Raw genomic sequence first — 17056 nt, 5'->3', positions numbered from 1 at the left:
TCCTCTTCCGGCTAAAGAGCGGCCTTTATAGCCGCGCCGCAGGCTTACGCAATGATGTCGGGGTAAAGCTCGTCTTCGATCCGCGAAATCTCATCCTTCAGCGCCAGTTTCTTCTTCTTCAGCCGCTGTAGGGTGAAGGTATCTCCCGTGCCCTTGAGTTGAATCGCCTTGATCGCCTCGTCGAGCTCACGATGCTCGCGTTTGAGCACCTCCAGCTTTACGCGGAGCACCTCTTCATGGCTCATTTCGCCGGGAGCGTTCATCGGGCTGGATCTTCAAATTGGTGGCAAGTGCGCCGATCATATGCATTTTCCGGCTTCGCTCAATGGCCAGCCCTTGCCCGAAGCGGCTTCAATCCCCATATTTCCTCTGTGGTCGCCAGCATGGGGCCGCATTCCGCATCGTCGCTTGAGCAAAAGGGCAGTGCCAGATGAGCAAACTCACACTCGGGTCTCACCCGTTTCTCCTCGGTTTCGAGCAGCTTGAAAGGCTGGTCGAGCGCACGGCAAAGACCGGCAACGAGGGCTACCCTCCCTTCAATATCGAGCAATCCGGGGAAAACGCCTATCGGATCACGCTCGCGGTGGCAGGTTTTTCGGAACAGGATCTGTCGATCACGGTTGAGGATTCACAGCTTGTCATTCGCGGCCGTCAGGCGGACGACGATGACGGGCGGGTGTTTTTGCACCGTGGTATCGCCGCCCGGCAGTTTCAGCGCAGTTTCGTGCTGGCCGAAGGCGTGGAGGTCGCTGGGGCGAAGCTGGAAAACGGGCTCTTGCACGTGGATCTCAACCGCGCCGCGCCCGAAACGGTGGTTCAGACGATCAAGATAGATCGCGGCTGACCGGGCTGGTCCGAGGGACGGACAACCTGCAAAGGAGACGTGTGATGGACACGAAGTTTGCTGAACAAATCATGGAAGATGGCGAGCGGCCCATCGTTTACGTGCGCAAGGTCGAGGTACAAGACCTGCCTGACGAGGTGCGCGACCAAGCGCAGGCTGCGGGCGACATTTACGCCGTGCATAACGATGAGGGCGAGCGTCTGGCGCTGGTTCAGGGCCGCGAGCTGGCCTTTGTTCTGGCCCGACAGCACGACATGGCCCCCGTGCCGGTGCACTGAGCCTTCAGGGTGCCCAAACCCCATATTGATCGCGCATCAACTCCGCACATTTGACTTTGGCTGTAGGGTTGTCGGCCCCCCTATCAGACTGCGCCGCAGGGCAATCGCACCATCGAACGGCATGAAAAAGCCCCCGCGCCATAGGCCGGGGGCTTCATCGGGTTTTCTGTCGATCAGACTGCGGCGACGAGGCCCATCTGTTCGAGCTTCAACAGCACCTGATGGGCGCAGTTGTCCACATCGGTGCCCTCTGTCTCGACCCGCAGTTCGGGGTTTTCGGGCACGTCGTAAGGATCGGAGATGCCGGTGAACTCCTTGATCTTGCCCTCGCGTGCCAGCTTGTAGAGGCCTTTGCGGTCGCGCCGCTCGCACTCTTCGATGCTGGTCGCCACGTGGATTTCGACGAAGGCACCATAGGCTTCCACATCCTCACGCACCGCCCGGCGGGTGGTGGCATAGGGTGCGATGGGCGCACAGATGGCGATGCCGCCATTCTTGGTGATCTCGCTGGCCACGTAGCCGATGCGGCGGATGTTCAGGTCGCGGTGCTCCTTGGAGAAGCCCAGCTCGGAGCTGAGATTTTTGCGCACGATGTCACCATCGAGCAGCGTCACCGGGCGGCCGCCCATTTCCATCAGCTTGACCATAAGCGCGTTGGCGATGGTGCTCTTGCCCGAGCCGGAGAAGCCGGTGAAGAACACGGTGAAGCCCTGCTTGGCCCGCGGCGGGCGGGTGCGGCGCAGCTCCTTGACCACCTCGGGGAACGAGAACCACTCGGGGATTTCGAGGCCCTCGGCCAGACGGCGGCGCAGCTCGGTGCCGGAGATGTTGAGGATGGTCACCTTGTCCTTGTCGGTGATCTCGTCCATCGGCTCGTATTGCGCGCGCTCCTGCACCCAGACCATGTGCTTGAAGTCGACCATTTCGATGCCGATCTCGCTCTGGTGCTCGCGGAACAGCTCCTGCGCGTCATAGGGGCCGTAAAAATCTTCGCCAGCCGAGTTCTTGCCGGGTCCGGCGTGGTCGCGGCCCACGATGAAGTGGGTGCAGCCGTGGTTGGCGCGGATCAGCCCGTGCCACACGGCCTCACGCGGGCCAGCCATGCGCATGGCGAGGTTGAGCAGGCTCATCGTGGTCGTGGCACCTGGGTATTTGTCGAGCACGGCCTCGTAGCAGCGCACGCGGGTGAAGTGATCGACGTCGCCCGGCTTGGTCATGCCGACGACCGGGTGGATCAGCAGGTTGGCCTGGGCTTCCTTGGCGGCGCGGAAGGTCAGCTCTTGGTGGGCGCGGTGTAGGGGGTTGCGGGTTTGGAACGCAACCACGCGGCGCCAGCCGAGCTTGCGGAAGTAGGCGCGCAGTTCGTTGGGGCTGTCGCGGCGACCGCGGAAATCATAGTGGATCGGCTGTTGCAGGCCGGTGACGGGGCCGCCGAGATAGATCTTGCCAGCTTGATTGTGCAGGTAGTTCACAGCCGGGTGGGCGGAGTCATCGGCGCCAAACACCTTCTCGGCTTCGCGGGCCTTGTTGGGCTCCCACTTGTCGGTCACGGTCATGGTGGCGAGGATCACGCCCTCTTGGTCGCGCAGGGCGATGTCTTGGCCGAGTTCGATGGTGTCAGCGAAGGCTTCGCTTACGTCCAGCGTGATCGGCATCGGCCACAGGGAGCCATCGGCGAGGCGCATGTTTTCGACGACGCCGTTGTAATCTTCTTCGGAGAGGAAGCCTTTGAGCGGGTTGAAGCCGCCGTTCATCAGCAGCTCAAGGTCGCAGATCTGGCGCGGGGTGAGGTCATGCGAGGTCAGCTCGGCGGCTTCGACCTTCAGCTTCTGGGCGGATTCGTAAGAGACGTAGAGCTCCGGAATCGGGGCGAGGTTGTTCTGCATCAGGGTGCTCCTGTATTTCAGTGGTATCAGGTCGCTCACCGAACCCGTGAGTTCGGCGTGAAGAGCGGTGTATTCAGCGAATTTTCGAGAGAGGAACGCATCAATCAGGCGTTCTTTCTTGGCCTGCCCGGCTTTGGTGAGGGCATAGGCAAAGCGTTGGCGACGATCGGGGCCGGCGCGTTCTTCCATGGTGATGAGGCCTGCGGCGGCGGTGGCGCGCAGTTGGGTGTTGAGTTTGCCGAGAGAGACCTTGAGCGCCTCGGCAATGCTGCGCTGGCTGGCGTCCGGTGCCCGTTCGAGCTGACGCAGCAGCAAGAACAGCTGGTCCTCGTTTGGGAGTTGGGGCTTATCCGTTTGCGCGGTCATGGCGGAGGCAGGCGACTCAAGGTGTGTTCAACGATGAACACATGTCACTCTTTCTCTGTTCACGAAAGGCCCAAGTTGTCGCACGGACAGGTTGTTGCCGAATTGCTGCGCTGCTGCGGAGGAGAGCCTTGCCCATCGCTTGAGGGCATCTTGCGTGAGCGGGGTAAAATCCGGGTTAACACGGCGACAACAACTTGGCGGCCCGCCTAGAGAAAAGGGCGCTGCCCGTTTCCGGACCGCGCCCTTGTTTGATGCGTCTCTGAAAAGCGTCAGGCGCTTGCAGGCTCGTTTGCTGCTTGCGGGTCAGGCTCGGCGGCCTCGCCCTGTTCGGCCAGCCAACGCTCGGCGTCCAGTGCGGCCATGCAGCCCATGCCAGCGGAGGTCACAGCCTGACGATACTTGTGATCGGTTAGGTCGCCAGCGGCGAAAATGCCGGGCACCGAGGTTTCCGTGCTGCCGGGCGTGACCTTGACGTAGCCGCCGTTGTGCAGCTCCAGCTTGCCCTTCACCAACTCTGTCGCGGGCGCATGGCCGATGGCCACGAACACACCCTTGGCCGGGATCTCGGTGATCTCACCGGTTTTGGTGTGGCGCACGCGGATGCCCTCCACGCCCAGCGGGTTGTCCTCGCCAACAACTTCCTCAAGCTCATGGAACCACAGGGTTTCGATCTTGGGGTTCTTCAGCAGCCGGTCCTGCAGGATCTTTTCGGCACGCAGCTCGTCGCGGCGGTGGATCAGCGTGACCTTACTGGCAAAGTTGGTGAGGAAGAGCGCTTCTTCCACGGCGGTGTTGCCGCCGCCGATCACCACGATCTCCTGACCACGATAGAAGAAGCCGTCACAGGTGGCGCAGGCGGAAACGCCAAAGCCTTTGAACTTCTCCTCGCTCTCCAGCCCCAGCCACTTGGCGCGTGCGCCGGTGGCAAGAATGACCGAGTCGGCGGTGTAGATGTTGCCCGAGTCGCCCTTGGCCACGAAGGGGCGGCTCTCGGTGTCCAGCTCAACGATGATGTCGCCGATGATCTCGCAGCCCATCGCTTTGGCGTGGGCCTCCATCCGCACCATCAGGTCGGGGCCTTGAACCTCGGTATCGCCGGGCCAGTTTTCGACCTCGGTGGTGGTGGTCAACTGCCCGCCGGGCTCAATGCCCTGCACCAGGATCGGCGAAAGCATCGCGCGGGAGGCATAGACCCCCGCCGTGTAGCCCGCCGGGCCGGAGCCGATGATCAGGGTTTTGGTGTGGCGCGTCTCGCTCATCGCGGCCCCCTTGCTGGTGTGGAATCGAATGCCTCAGGGCATATAGGCCTCAGCGGGGCGGAGAGAAAGGGCAGGCGCGCTCTGCAAGGACAGCTGTTCTGTTTCTTGCGCAAACATGAAACATTCTTGCGTGTTCTCCCGCCTCAGCATACAAAACCGCAAATCGGGGGAGAAGATGGCCACATCGAAACTTGATGAGATCGACCGGAACATCCTCGCTCAGCTTCAGGCCGACGGGAGAATGACCAATGTTGCCCTCGCCGAGAAGGTGGGCATCTCGGCTCCGCCCTGCCTGCGCCGTGTTCGTGCGTTGGAAGAGGCGGGTTACATCAAGGGCTATCATGCCGATGTCGACAGCCGGGAGCTGGGCTTTGAGGTGCAGGTCTTTGCGATGGTTGGCCTCAACAGCCAGGCCGAGGCCGATCTGGCCGCCTTTGAGCAGCGCTGCCGCGACTGGCCGTTGGTGCGGGAGTGCCACATGCTCAATGGGGAGATCGACTTTATCCTGAAGTGCGTCGCCCCCGATCTTTCCAGCTTCCAGAGTTTTCTGACCGGGCAGCTGCTGACCGCGCCGAATGTGGCCAGCGTGAAGACCTCGCTGGTGATCCGCTGCGCCAAGGATGACCCGGGTGTGCCGTTTGACGTGCTCGAAGAGCGGCTGGCCAAAACCGCCTGACCCCTGAAACGGCAACGGCCCCGCCGGGAAGACGAGGCCGAATGCTTGATGGTGTGCGGGCGGCTGGTCAGGCGGCGCGTAGGTTTTCCACTTCAAAAGCGGTGAGGCGCGGCACCCGCATTTGCCCGAAGTCGTCGAACTGCTGAATGTGGGGGAACAGCGCGAGGAAAAGTGCGGCCATCTCACGGTCATGCATGGCTTCTGACTTCAGCCCCGGATGGAAGCTCTCCACCTCCACACCATTGGCATAGAAGGTTTGCTGGCCGTCGAAGCACAGCTGCCAGACCTTTTGCGGCGACATCGGAGAAATCTCGATGACGTTGACGCCATCAATAAAGGCATGGGCCGGGGCGAAGGCTTCTTCGGTGCCGACCATGTGCACACAGGCTGAGCTGCGGTAGAGCAGGCGCGCCCTTGGGCCGAGCATCAGATCGGGTGCGGGGCGGCCGAGGCCGAAGGTATCGGTGGCCACGCGCACCATCTTCTGAGGCTCGCGCCCCGGTGCCCGTGCGGCCAGTTCGCCGCTTTCGGGAAACACCATCATCGAGCCGACCCACAGCAATTTTTGCGGGCCATCCGAGGTTTCCACGAAGGTGCCGGGCAAGAGGTCTTCCACGGCCGTGAGGCCATCGACCGTGGAGATCAGCGCTCCCCGGCCAAGCGCCGAGAATGCATCTTCAAATAGTGGGGTGGCCGGGGCCACCCGCTGAAACTCGTCTACATCACCGTTGGAAGCGAGATAGGAAACCTCGAAGCGGCGGGTGAGAGGCATCACCCGCCGAGGTTTCGAGCGAGCGTCCGGTTGGGACGCCCAGGAGGTTTGCCCCGAGATTTCTCTCTGAGGGCGCGTTGCGTCCGTCGCGAGGCCAGCGACGGGATGGCGAGGGTACACCATGCGATAGCACCTTTCGGTTCGATCACATCTGCCTGGCCCCCACCAAAGAGCGCAGAAGGATTTGTCTTGAGGAGGAAAGTGGCGACAAAAGGCGCGTACTGTCAAAGAAAGGGAGCGATTTGGCGCGGCGCGCGGGCCAATCGGGCGAGATCGGCGCAACTGTTTCGGCTCCGTGGCGCGGCTTGCCACATTTTGATTCCATCGCGGATGGCACGCGCCCAGAATCAGGCAGCCCGCCGGGGGAGGACCGGCGGGCTGTCTTTTTGCCGGGGGGGAAACGACCCGGCGAGGGAAACTCGTTAAGCGGCGATCAGGCCGTAAGAAGATTAAGCCGGCTCATCCGCGCCTCGCGGCGGGCGATCATCTTGGCGCGGCGTGCGCCACGTTCCCAAGGCATCTGCACCTTCAGCGCCTCGGCTGACATGGTCGATTGCTTGATCCAACGCATCTTCATCTGTCTTCAACTCCTGCTCGTCTTGTCGCTCTGTGCCTGTGGGCTTGTTGCCCGATTGAGAACAATCTCACCCGCAACTGGGGCGTTGTTTGGGCGGCATTGGAGAATTTTCAGAAAGTTTTGGGCGCTTGAAGAGTGAAATCTGGCAGGACGAGCCGAGTGTGCTCTGCCTATGCAAAATTGGGGTCTGGCGAGGTGGCGAAACAGTGGCGCGGCACGGCGGGCATTGTTTCGGTTCGCTATTGTGGCGAGCGCTTGGCGGGGGCTGCCCCAATCATGCCCCGATCAGAGGCGGATCACGGAAATGAGTCGCCCGTAATCGGCCTCGCCCCGGTGGGTCGTGCGGCGGTAGGAGTAGAATCGCCCCGGGTCAGAATAGGTGCAGTGCCCTGTCCATTCTGCCGCGCCAACGCCCGCTTCGCGCAGCATGTGGAGGCCGAAGCCGGGCAGGTCGAATTGCATCCGGTCGCCTTGGCCCCCGGCAAAGAAGCGGGAGAACTCCGGGCTTTCTGCCATGAAGTCTTCGAAGAACTCCGGGCCAACCTCATAGGCGCGTTGGCTGATGGAAGGGCCGATGACGGCGGCGATGTTTTTGCGCTTTGCTCCAAGCGCCTCCATGGATTCGACAGTGGCCGAGAGCACCCCGGATAGCGCCCCGCGCCAGCCTGCGTGCGCCGCGCCGACAACGCCCGCCTCGGCATCGCAGAACAGGACAGGCTGGCAATCGGCCGTGAGGATGGCGATGGCGAGGCCGGGGGTGGCGGTAACGAGGGCATCGGCCTTCGGCTTGTCTCCCGAGAGCGGCTCGGTGACCGTGACCACATCGGGCGAATGCACCTGATGGACGGTCAACAGGTTGTCGGGCGGTACATCCATCGCCCCGGCCACGCGAGACCGGTTGAGTTCAACAGCATCGGAGAGGTCAGAAGAGCCGCCCCCGCAGTTGAGCCCTTCAAACACGCCCGAGGAGGCCCCGCCCTTACGGGTGAAGAAGCCATGGGCCGCGGGCGCGAGGGCAGGGGCGGTGATGATTTCGAGGGTCATTTGCTCAGAACCCCGGCGGCGTCGCCGTGCTGGTGGGATGAAGTGCGAGACACTTGAAGAGCCTCCCCATTTCGTCGGGGTGGGTCAAGCGGCGATGCGCGGCGATGTGGGAAGCAAGCGCTTCGCCGGTCAAGCGGGCCGCCAAGGACTGCGCGCGCTGGGTTATGCCGAGCCGCTCAAGGAACACGCCTTGCGGTGTGAGCGGCGCGGCTTCGGCGGAGCCACGGGCGGCGGCGAGTGAGCCGAAGTCGACATGGGCCGTCAGGTCTGCCTCGCCGGGTGTGGCCAGCGCGGAGATCGGCTGGTGGGCCTTGAGGGCTTGCAGCGTGTCGCCGCGCGAGAGGGGCGCGCCGTAGTCGATTAGCAGCGCGGCCCCGGCGCGGTGACGGGCGAGGCGTTGGCCGATCTGGCTGATGATCTCGGTGGCGGGCGCGCAGGTTTCGACGATCTCGCCGGGGGCGGTGTCGGCCTCGCGGAAGGCAAGCTCGGGGGCCTCAGCCGGGCGGGAGGTGAAGCTGAGCGCGCCGTCTTGCAGGCCGATGCAGCGCTCGGCCCAGCCCGCCTCGGTACGGATGAACTGGCGGATAGGGAGCGCGTCGAAGAACTCGTTGGAAACGAGGAAGAGCGGGCCTTCGGGCAGGGCGTCGACGGACGGGGCCCATTGCGGGGTGTAGGGCTCAAGCCGTTCCGCCTGGGCTTGGCGCAGCTGTGGCGAGGCCTCTACCAGCACGAGCTGTGCGGCCTCGGCGAAGCCCGGCACGCGGCTGGCAGCCCTCAGGGCGTCGGCCATCAAGGTGCCCCGGCCCGGCCCCAGCTCGGCCAGCACGAAGGCACCGGGGGCGCCGTGATCTGTCCAGACCTGCGCGAGCCAGAGGCCGATAAGCTCGCCGAACATCTGGGAGATTTCCGGCGCTGTGATGAAGTCACCCGCCGCGCCGAGAGGGTCGCGGGTGGTGTAATAGCCGTGCTCGGGATCGGTCAGGCAGGCCTGCATGAAGGCGTCCACCCCGATTGGCCCGTCGGCCTCTATCCGGGCGGCCAGCTTTGCGGCGAGCGGCGTCATGCCGGGGCAGTGCGCCTCTGGCGGAGAAGCGCGTAGAGGATGAGGCCGAGCCCCAGCGCCACCATCGGCAGGCTGAGTTGCTGGCCCTTGGTGATGCCCCATTCGCCCAGCCGCATCACGTAGCCTGCCGGGTTGTCAGGCGTCATGAATTGCTCATCCGCCAGCCGGTAGAACTCGACGATGAAGCGCGAAACGCCATAGCCAAGGAAGAAGACGCCCACCGTCAGCCCCGGTATCTTGAAGGAGCCGCGCAGCGCCATGATCAGCAAGATCAGCCCAAGCAGCAGCCCTTCCAGCCCGGCCTCGTAAAGCTGCGAAGGGTGCCGCGCGACTTCGGTGCCGTAGTAGAACCATTCACCCGCCACCTCGCAGCCCTGCCGGATCGGATCATGGCACATGGAGGGGAACTTTACGCCCCAGGCCACATCGGTTGGCCGCCCGTAGAGCTCGGCGTTGATGAAGTTGGCGACGCGCCCGAAGAACAGCCCGGGCGGCACGCAGACGGCGAGCAGATCGGCGATATTCATCTTGGGGATCGCGTGACGGGCGCAGAAGATCCAGACCCCTATGACCACGCCCAAGAGCCCGCCGTGAAAGGCCATGCCGCCATCCCAGAGCCGAATGATCTGGTCGGGGTTTTCCCAATAGAACATGGGCTTGTAGAACAGCACGTAGCCCATGCGCCCGCCGAGGATGATGCCCAGCACGATCCATGTAACCATGTCGTCACCCTTTTCACGGGTGAGCGGAGCGGTGTTGCCGGGCCAGAGGGTTGCGCGGGTGCCGAGGGCAATGCCCATGCGCCAGCCCGCCAGAATGCCGGCGATATAGGCCAGTGCGTACCAGCGGAGCGAAAAGGATAAGCCGAAGAGCTCAAGCGTGAAGATCGCCGGGTCGATCTCGGGGAAGGGGATAAGCGCCTGCATGGGCGCAATTGGCCGCGCCGGGCGGGCAGTGTCAACCTTGCTAATCGGCCCAAGGCCCCCCATATGAGGGGCACCTGCGACCCAGCCCTAAGAGGAGGCCCCATGCAGACCCGTAACAAGATTTTCGACGACCTTTCGCAACTGATGACGAATGCCATGGGTGTGGCCCAGGGCGCGAAGGATGAAGCGGAGACGGCGCTGCGCGGCTGGATGGACCGGTGGCTGGTGGATCGGGACTTTGTGACCCGCGAAGAATTTGATGCCGTGCGTGCCATGGCGCAGAAGGCCCGCGAGGAGAACGAGGCGCTCAAGGCCCGGCTCGACGCGCTGGAAGCGGCTTCGAAGTAGCACAGGCCTCAGCTTTGATGATGAGCGGCGCCTCTCGGGGCGCCGTTTTTGTTTGCCCGACCCGCGTTCCGCAGGGGCACCTCCCTGCATTTCGTGTCTGCTCAAGAGTTGTCCACAACTTATTGCCGTATGCCGCAAGATTTGGCTTTACACAGGCAAGTGATCCCGCGCACGATATCTAGTAAGGGCGGTGGGGAGCCCCACCGGACCTAGAGCAGGCAACAAGTTCTGGCAGCCGCAGAGCTAGCAGAACGAACCATAGAAGGGGCCGGGCATGTCACTTTCCGAAACTTACTTGGAATCCGAGGATCTTCACCCGATCGACATCGTCGAGACGCTGGCGGAGCACAACGCCTGGGATTTTGACCGCATCGCTGACGATCAGATCGCCATGGCGGTCGAAGGCCAGTGGCGCACCTACTCGATCACCCTCGCCTGGTCCGGCTATGATGAAACCCTTCGCCTGATCTGCACCTTCGAGATGGAGCCGCCGGAAGATAAGCACGGTGCCCTTTACGAAGTGCTTAACAGCGTGAACGACATGTGCTGGGCCGGGGCCTTCACCTTCTGGGCCGAACAAAAGCTGATGGTTTACCGTTATGGCCTCGTCATGGGCGGCGGGCAGATGGCCCATCCCGAGCAGATCGACAAGCTGATCGGTGCTGCGGTGAGCGCGGCCGAGCGCTTCTACCCGGCGATGCAGCTTGTTGTCTGGGGCGACCGCCCCGCGAAAGACGCCATGCAGGTGGCGATTGCGGAGGCCTATGGACGCGCCTGACGCGACCCGAAGGCGCAAAAGGTTCCGGTTCATTGCAGGGTGCATTCTGGCCCTCTTCAATCTGCCGGTCCTGGCTTGGATGCTCATAGAATGGCTCAGGCTACGCGGCTTTGGCACGCCTCCACGCAATACCTTCCCCTTCGGAGAAGATATCCACCTGATACTCTCCCAGCTGCTCTGGGTCGCCGGTAACGCCGTGATTGCGATCGGGTTGTTGATCGCCTGGGCAATCCCCTACTACCAAGGGCGTTAAACGCGGTTGCACCCCCGCTGTTGCGCAGTAGTCTCGCGCCACACATCAGCGAGGCCGTAACATGACGGAAGATCTCAACGCGCGCGGATTAGTGCTTCTGGGCTGTGGCAAGATGGGCGGGGCGATGCTGGCCGGGTGGCTGGCAGACGGGCTGCCGCAAGAGGCCGTCACTGTGCTGGACCCCGCACCTTCTGACTGGCTGAAATCGCTCAAGGGCGTGAATCTCAACACGGATTTGCCTGCCAGCCCGGCGGTGGCTATCATCGCGGTGAAGCCGCAGATGATGGGCGATGCGCTGCCTGCGCTCAAGGCCTTGGGCGGGGATACGGTGTTTGTTTCCATCGCCGCGGGCACACCGATTGCAGCTTTCGAAGATGCGCTGGGTGATGTGCCGGTGGTGCGGGCGATGCCCAATACCCCTGCCGCCGTGGGGCGCGGCATTTCGGCGGTGATCGGCAATGGAAGGGTGAGCACGGCCCAACTCGACATGGCCTGCGATTTGCTGAGCGCCGTGGGCGAGGTGGTGCGGCTGGAGAACGAAGACCAGATCGACGCGGTCACCGGCGTGAGCGGCTCGGGGCCGGCCTATGTGTTTCACATGATCGAGGCACTGGCGGCTGCGGGCGAAGCGCAGGGGCTTGCGCCGGAGATGGCGATGAAACTGGCCCGTGCGACGGTGTGCGGAGCAGGGGAGTTGGCCCATCAGGATGCGGCGAGCGCCGAGCAGCTGCGGGTGAATGTGACTTCGCCCAATGGCACCACACAGGCCGGGCTTGAGGTGCTGATGGGAGAGCTGCAAGACCTCATGCAGCGCACCGTGAACGCGGCGACGAAACGGGCCAAGGATTTGAGATCGTGAGTGAAATTTCTTTCGACGACTTCATGAAGGTGGATATCCGGGTTGGGCGCGTGGTGAAGGCGGAGCCCTTTCCCGAGGCGCGCAAACCGGCGATCAAGCTGTGGGTCGACTACGGCGAGGAGATCGGGGTGAAGAAATCTTCGGCCCAGATCACCGTGCATTACGACCCGGAGACGCTGTTGGGCAAACAGGTGATCGGGGTGGTGAATTTTCCGCCCCGGCAGATCGGCCCCTTCATGTCGGAAGCGCTGGTGCTGGGGATTCCGGATGCCGAGGGCGAGGTTGTGCTGCTTGGGCCGGACAAGGATGTGCCCATCGGCGGGCGGATGTTTTAGCGGCCCATCGCGCTGCGCCAGTGGCGGCGGCAGAGGCTGAGGTAGGTTTCGTTGCCGCCGATCTGCACCTGATCGCCCTCGCGCAGCACCTCGCCATCTTCGCCCATGCGCACCACCATCGTCGCCTTCCGGCCGCAGTGGCAGATGGTGCGCACCTCGCGCATCTCGTCGGCCAGGGCAAGCAAGGCGGCGGAGCCGGGGAAGAGTTTGCCCATAAAATCCACCCGCAGCCCGTAGCACATGACGGGCACGCCGAGATCATCCACTACGCGGGCCAGCTGCCAAACCTGCTCGGTCGTCAGAAACTGCGCTTCATCGACGAAGATGCAGGCGCAGGGGCCGCTGGCGAGGCGGGCGTCTATCTTGGTGTAGAGATCTTCATCGGAGGTGAAGGTATCGGCCGCCGCTTCCAGCCCGATCCGGCTGCCGATGGTGCCCGTGCCGGAGCGGTCATCGAAGGCCACATTTAGCAGGTAAGTCTGCATCCCACGCTCGATGTAGTTGTGGGAGGCCTGAAGCAGGATGGTGCTCTTGCCGGCGTTCATGGTGGAGTAATGGAAATACAGCTTTGCCATGCGCTTCGTTTACCATTGGCATTTGACGGGGTCAGTGGCGGAAAGATCACAGCCACATCCCATGCACAACCCATGCACATCCGATACCTACGAGAATTCACCGCGCGGCCCCTCGAATCGGAATTAACCATTTGCCGCAAAACTGGCGGGCAAAGGAGATGCCCGATGCCGATTGATCCGATCAAGATGACCAAGACCGAGCGCCAGAACTTCTTTTATGGTGTCGATGCCTTGAGGATGATCGAACACGACATCCACGACCACCTCTGGGACATCCGCGGCTGCCCGCCCGAATGGCACGAGATCTGGCAGGACGAAGACCGGCGCGACCCGAAGCGAACGCGGGTGACGATTGCGCTGGATGCGGATGTGGTGAAGTTCTTCAAGGCGCTGGGGCAGGGCTACCAGCCCCGCATCAACCGGGTGCTGCGCGCCTTCATGCACATGCGGCTGGCCAAGGTGATCGAGGGGCCGGACGTGAACGACTACATCCTGCGGCCCGAGAAGGTGGTGGCCTTCAAGACCCGCCGACGGGTGCGGTATGGGGATAGTGAGGAGGGGGTGTGAAGCGAGTGCCGCCCGGCCCGCCAAACCGCGCACCCCGCCCATTTTCTTGCTTCAAATATCTCCCGCCGGAGGCACACTAAATAGATAGTGTGCGCCGAAGGCGCTCATTTGGATCGTGTCACGCCTCTTGCAGCGAGCGCACTGCCATGTCGCCTTCGCCGCGCGACTTCATTGCCAGCGCCGCCGCGTGGCTTGCGGCGAGGGTGGTGAAGTAGGGGATGCGGTCGGAGAGGCAGACGGCGCGCATGGAGCGGCTGTCTTCGACGGATTGTGCGCCTTCGGTGGTGTTCATCACAAGGCAGATTTCGCCGTTCTTCATCGCGTCGACCACGTGGGGGCGGCCTTCGTAGGCCTTGTTCACCACTTCGGCCTCCAACCCGTGCTCGGCAAGAAAACTGGCGGTGCCGCGGGTGGCGATGAGGGGGAAGCCGAGGTCGTGCAGGGTTTGCGCGGTTTCGATCAGCGTGTCGGTCTTGTCGTCTTCCTTGATCGACAGGAACACCTTTCCCGCTCCCGGTTGGGGCAGGATGGTGCCTGCGCCGAGCTGGGCCTTGAGGAAGGCGCGGGGGAAGGAGCGATCCCAGCCCATCACTTCACCGGTGGAGCGCATCTCTGGCCCCAGCAGCGAGTCGACGCCGGGGAAGCGGCCGAAGGGCAGCACGGCCTCTTTGACCGAGAACCACGGTGTGCGGAAATCGGCGAGGGAGAGCGGGTCTCCCATCGGGATGGGGGTGCTGTCATCGACCGGTTTGTGCGGCGCGGCGAGGGGGAAATCGGCCAGTTTCTCGCCGGCCATGAGGCGGGCGGCGATGGAGGCGATGGCGCTGTCGGTGGCCTTGGCCACGAAGGGCACGGTGCGCGAGGCGCGGGGGTTGACCTCGATGAGGTAGATCTCGTTTTCGCCCTGCGCGTTGGCCTTGACCGCAAATTGCACGTTCATCAGCCCGACGACGTGCAGTGCCACGGCGAGTGCCTTGGTCTGCTCGATCAGCCGGTCAACGACCTCGGCGCTCAGGGTGTGGGGCGGGAGGGAGCAGGCGCTGTCGCCCGAGTGGACCCCGGCCTCCTCGATGTGCTGCATGATGCCGGCGACATGGACGTTTTCGCCGTCGCAGAGCGCATCCACGTCAACCTCGGTGGCGCCGGAGAGGTAATTGTCGAGCAGGACGGGGCTGTCACCCGATACGACGACGGCCTCCTTGATGTAGCGCTCAAGCTGGGCCTGATCGCGGACGATCTCCATGGCGCGGCCGCCCAGCACGTAGGAGGGGCGGATCACCAGCGGGAAGCCGATGTCGGCGGCGATGGAGAGGGCCTCGGCGTCGGAATGGGCGATGCCGTTTTTGGGTTGCTTGAGGCCAAGGCGGTTGACGAGGTCTTGGAAGCGCTCGCGGTCTTCGGCCAGGTCGATGGCGTCGGGTGTGGTGCCGAGGATCGGGATGCCCTCTGCCTCCAGCGCGTTGGCCAGCTTCAGCGGGGTCTGGCCGCCGAACTGGACGATGACGCCATGCAGGGTGCCCTTTTCCTGCTCGACGCGCAGGATCTCCATCACGTGCTCGAAGGTGAGGGGCTCGAAGTAGAGCCTGTCGGAGGTGTCATAGTCGGTGCTCACCGTCTCCGGGTTGCAGTTGACCATGATGGTTTCATAGCCCTGCCCTGTGAGGGCGAAGCAGGCATGGCAGCAGCAATAGTCGAACTCGATGCCTTGGCCGATGCGGTTGGGGCCGCCGCCGAGGATCACCACCTTTTTGGCATCCGAGGGCCGCGCCTCGCATTCCACCTCGCCCATCGCCGGGTGCTCGTAGGTGGAATACATATAGGGCGTCTGCGCCTCGAACTCGGCGGCGCAGGTGTCGATCCGCTTGAACGAGGCCACCACGCCGAGGTTGAGCCGGGCGCGGCGGATGTTGGCCTCGTCCCGGCCCGTCAGCTTGGCGAGGCGGGCATCGGTGAAGCCCATCATCTTGATGTGGCGCAGCCCGGCCTCATCCAAAGGCAGCCCGTCGCGGCGCAGCTGTTCTTCGGCTTCGACGATTTCGCGGATGCGGGCGAGGAACCACGGGTCAAACGCGGTGGCGGCCTGAATATCATCATCCGAGAGGCCGTGGCGCATGGCTTGGGCGATCACCCGGATACGGTCGGGCGTTTTTTCCGACAGCGCCTTGGTCACGGCGGCGGCGTCGGGTGCGCCGGGGATGTCGATCTCGTCAAAGCCGGTGAGGCCGGTTTCCATCGAGGCGAGCGCCTTTTGCATCGACTCGTGGATGGTGCGGCCAATGCTCATCGCCTCGCCAACGGATTTCATCGCCGTGGTGAGATCGGGCTTGGCGCCGGGGAATTTTTCGAAGGCGAAGCGGGGGATCTTGGTGACAACGTAGTCGATGGTCGGCTCGAAGGAGGCCGGCGTGACCTTGGTGATGTCGTTGTCGAGCTCGTCCAGCGTGTAGCCCACGGCCAGCTTGGCGGCGATCTTGGCGATGGGGAAGCCGGTGGCCTTGGAGGCCAGCGCGGAGGAGCGGGAGACCCGGGGGTTCATCTCGATCACGACCATGCGGCCATCTTCGGGGTTCACCGCCCATTGCACATTCGACCCGCCGGTTTCGACGCCGATCTCGCGCAGCACGGCGATCGAGCCGTTGCGCATGATCTGGTATTCCTTGTCGGTCAGGGTGAGGGCGGGGGCGACAGTGATAGAATCGCCTGTGTGCACGCCCATCGGATCGACGTTTTCAATCGAGCAGATGATGATGGCGTTGTCGGCCTTGTCGCGCACCACCTCCATCTCGAACTCTTTCCAGCCGAGCAGCGACTCGTCGACGAGGATCTGGCCGACGGGGGAGGCATCCATGCCGGTGCGGCAGTAGTGGATGTAATCTTCGCGGTTGTAGGCCACGCCGCCGCCGGTGCCGCCAAGGGTGAAGGCGGGGCGGATGATGGCGGGCAGGCCGATGTGCTCCAGCTCGGCGAGGGCCATTTGCACCCCGGCCTCAAGGTCGCGGCTGTTGCCCTCGCGCTCCGGCGCGGTGATGATGGTGGCCTTGGGATTTTCCAGCCCGATCCTGTCCATCGCTTCGCGGAAGAGCGCGCGATCTTCTGCCATTTCAATGGCTTCGCGCTTGGCGCCGATCATTTCGACGCCGAATTTTTCGAGCACGCCCATCTCTTCGAGCTTGAGCGAGGTGTTCAGCCCGGTCTGGCCGCCCATGGTGGGCAGCAGTGCGTCGGGGCGCTCTTTTTCGATGATCTTGGCGACGACCTCGGGGGTGATTGGCTCGATGTAGGTGGCATCGGCCAGTTCCGGGTCGGTCATGATGGTGGCCGGGTTGGAGTTGACCAGGATGACCCGGTAGCCCTCTTCGCGCAGCGCCTTGCAGGCCTGTGCGCCGGAGTAGTCGAACTCGCAGGCCTGCCCGATAACGATGGGGCCTGCACCGATAATCATGATGGATTTGATGTCGGTTCTCTTCGGCATGGTCATCCCCGGGTCGGTGCAAATTGTCGTGGGTTATAGGGATGGCGCGGGCAGGGGCAAGGGGGTGTGGCGCGGTTGGTGAAGATTGTCGTGCGGCGCAGGGGGGGCGGCGCGCCCCCCCCCCCCCCTCTCTTCTACCCACCCTCCCCTTCCCCCAATCCCAGACAAATGTAGATCT

General features: G+C 63.4%; 19 protein-coding genes. 9 read left to right on the top strand and 10 right to left on the bottom strand.

Annotation, left to right across the window (positions count from 1 at the left end; all coding sequences use genetic code 11):
• Nucleotides 1-44: 44 nt before the first annotated feature.
• Nucleotides 45-263 carry a YdcH family protein gene (locus ACXAG6_RS17255; RefSeq protein ID WP_140015379.1) on the bottom strand — a complete coding sequence of 73 codons (219 nt, stop codon included), beginning with the start codon at nucleotides 261-263 and terminating at the stop codon, nucleotides 45-47.
• 167 nt (nucleotides 264-430) lie between these two features.
• Between ACXAG6_RS17255 and ACXAG6_RS17250 the strand changes: the two genes are divergently transcribed.
• Both ACXAG6_RS17250 and ACXAG6_RS17245 read left to right on the top strand, forming a co-directional pair.
• On the top strand, nucleotides 431-844 hold the full coding sequence (locus ACXAG6_RS17250) for an Hsp20 family protein (protein WP_140015378.1): 414 nt from the start codon (nucleotides 431-433) through the stop codon (nucleotides 842-844).
• Between the two features lie 44 nt (nucleotides 845-888).
• A complete protein-coding gene (locus tag ACXAG6_RS17245) occupies nucleotides 889-1122 on the top strand; it encodes a DUF1150 family protein (protein ID WP_475339102.1) in 234 nt (77 codons plus the stop codon).
• 173 nt (nucleotides 1123-1295) lie between these two features.
• On the opposite strand, the gene ACXAG6_RS17240 is transcribed toward ACXAG6_RS17245, so the two are convergent.
• Both ACXAG6_RS17240 and trxB read right to left on the bottom strand, forming a co-directional pair.
• The gene (locus ACXAG6_RS17240; RefSeq protein ID WP_475339101.1) at nucleotides 1296-3374 is read right to left on the bottom strand and encodes a bifunctional sulfate adenylyltransferase/adenylylsulfate kinase; all 2079 of its coding nucleotides are present in this window, start codon (nucleotides 3372-3374) and stop codon (nucleotides 1296-1298) included.
• A gap of 269 nt (nucleotides 3375-3643) precedes the next feature.
• Nucleotides 3644-4633, bottom strand: coding sequence for a thioredoxin-disulfide reductase (trxB, locus tag ACXAG6_RS17235; protein WP_475339099.1), 990 nt, complete (start codon nucleotides 4631-4633; stop codon nucleotides 3644-3646).
• A gap of 175 nt (nucleotides 4634-4808) precedes the next feature.
• On the opposite strand from trxB, the gene ACXAG6_RS17230 reads away from it, so the two are divergent.
• Nucleotides 4809-5309 carry an Lrp/AsnC family transcriptional regulator gene (locus ACXAG6_RS17230; RefSeq protein WP_140015374.1) on the top strand — a complete coding sequence of 167 codons (501 nt, stop codon included), beginning with the start codon at nucleotides 4809-4811 and terminating at the stop codon, nucleotides 5307-5309.
• A gap of 67 nt (nucleotides 5310-5376) precedes the next feature.
• On the opposite strand, the gene ACXAG6_RS17225 is transcribed toward ACXAG6_RS17230, so the two are convergent.
• From ACXAG6_RS17225 to lgt, 5 genes are all read right to left on the bottom strand, one after another.
• The gene (locus tag ACXAG6_RS17225) at nucleotides 5377-6081 is read right to left on the bottom strand and encodes a Hint domain-containing protein (RefSeq protein ID WP_168223046.1); all 705 of its coding nucleotides are present in this window, start codon (nucleotides 6079-6081) and stop codon (nucleotides 5377-5379) included.
• A 433-nt stretch (nucleotides 6082-6514) separates the two neighbouring features.
• Nucleotides 6515-6658, bottom strand: a complete 144-nt coding sequence (locus ACXAG6_RS17220) for a hypothetical protein (protein ID WP_475339098.1) — start codon at nucleotides 6656-6658, stop codon at nucleotides 6515-6517.
• Between the two features lie 285 nt (nucleotides 6659-6943).
• Nucleotides 6944-7702 (bottom strand): peptidoglycan editing factor PgeF, encoded by a 759-nt coding sequence (pgeF, locus tag ACXAG6_RS17215; RefSeq protein ID WP_475339097.1) that lies wholly within the window; start codon nucleotides 7700-7702, stop codon nucleotides 6944-6946.
• Between the two features lie 4 nt (nucleotides 7703-7706).
• Nucleotides 7707-8765 carry a class I SAM-dependent methyltransferase gene (locus ACXAG6_RS17210; RefSeq protein WP_475339095.1) on the bottom strand — a complete coding sequence of 353 codons (1059 nt, stop codon included), beginning with the start codon at nucleotides 8763-8765 and terminating at the stop codon, nucleotides 7707-7709.
• Entirely contained in the window at nucleotides 8762-9691 is a 930-nt protein-coding gene (gene lgt, locus ACXAG6_RS17205) for a prolipoprotein diacylglyceryl transferase (protein WP_475339094.1), read from the bottom strand. Before lgt ends, ACXAG6_RS17210 begins: the two co-directional genes overlap by 4 nt.
• Before the next feature lie 102 nt (nucleotides 9692-9793).
• Here lgt and ACXAG6_RS17200 point away from each other — a divergent pair, with 102 nt between their 5' ends.
• The 5 genes from ACXAG6_RS17200 (at nucleotide 9794) to ACXAG6_RS17180 (ending at nucleotide 12264) form a co-directional block, all read left to right on the top strand.
• Nucleotides 9794-10039: an accessory factor UbiK family protein gene (locus ACXAG6_RS17200; RefSeq protein ID WP_140015369.1), complete on the top strand. Its 246-nt coding sequence runs from the start codon at nucleotides 9794-9796 to the stop codon at nucleotides 10037-10039.
• Between the two features lie 274 nt (nucleotides 10040-10313).
• Nucleotides 10314-10817: a type III secretion system chaperone family protein gene (locus tag ACXAG6_RS17195; protein WP_140015368.1), complete on the top strand. Its 504-nt coding sequence runs from the start codon at nucleotides 10314-10316 to the stop codon at nucleotides 10815-10817.
• A 79-nt stretch (nucleotides 10818-10896) separates the two neighbouring features.
• Nucleotides 10897-11070: a hypothetical protein gene (locus tag ACXAG6_RS17190; RefSeq protein WP_475339092.1), complete on the top strand. Its 174-nt coding sequence runs from the start codon at nucleotides 10897-10899 to the stop codon at nucleotides 11068-11070.
• A gap of 61 nt (nucleotides 11071-11131) precedes the next feature.
• Complete coding sequence (gene proC, locus ACXAG6_RS17185) at nucleotides 11132-11929, top strand: pyrroline-5-carboxylate reductase (RefSeq protein WP_475339091.1); 798 nt, start codon at nucleotides 11132-11134, stop codon at nucleotides 11927-11929.
• Nucleotides 11926-12264, top strand: coding sequence for a tRNA-binding protein (locus tag ACXAG6_RS17180; protein ID WP_475339090.1), 339 nt, complete (start codon nucleotides 11926-11928; stop codon nucleotides 12262-12264). The genes proC and ACXAG6_RS17180 overlap by 4 nt, the downstream gene beginning before the upstream one ends.
• Here ACXAG6_RS17180 and ACXAG6_RS17175 read toward each other — a convergent pair.
• The gene (locus ACXAG6_RS17175; RefSeq protein WP_475339089.1) at nucleotides 12261-12839 is read right to left on the bottom strand and encodes a thymidine kinase; all 579 of its coding nucleotides are present in this window, start codon (nucleotides 12837-12839) and stop codon (nucleotides 12261-12263) included. The two genes, ACXAG6_RS17180 and ACXAG6_RS17175, sit on opposite strands and share 4 nt — an antisense overlap.
• 165 nt (nucleotides 12840-13004) lie before the next feature.
• Between ACXAG6_RS17175 and ACXAG6_RS17170 the strand changes: the two genes are divergently transcribed.
• The gene (locus ACXAG6_RS17170) at nucleotides 13005-13406 is read left to right on the top strand and encodes a BrnA antitoxin family protein (RefSeq protein WP_475339087.1); all 402 of its coding nucleotides are present in this window, start codon (nucleotides 13005-13007) and stop codon (nucleotides 13404-13406) included.
• 118 nt (nucleotides 13407-13524) lie between these two features.
• Here the strand turns inward: ACXAG6_RS17170 and carB are convergent, their stop codons facing one another.
• The gene (carB, locus tag ACXAG6_RS17165) at nucleotides 13525-16878 is read right to left on the bottom strand and encodes a carbamoyl-phosphate synthase large subunit (protein ID WP_475339086.1); all 3354 of its coding nucleotides are present in this window, start codon (nucleotides 16876-16878) and stop codon (nucleotides 13525-13527) included.
• Between the last annotated feature and the right edge of the window lie 178 nt (nucleotides 16879-17056).

Source organism: Vannielia sp. ABF1_015 (genome assembly GCF_056160745.1).
This window is presented reverse-complemented; position numbering and strand designations above follow the sequence as displayed.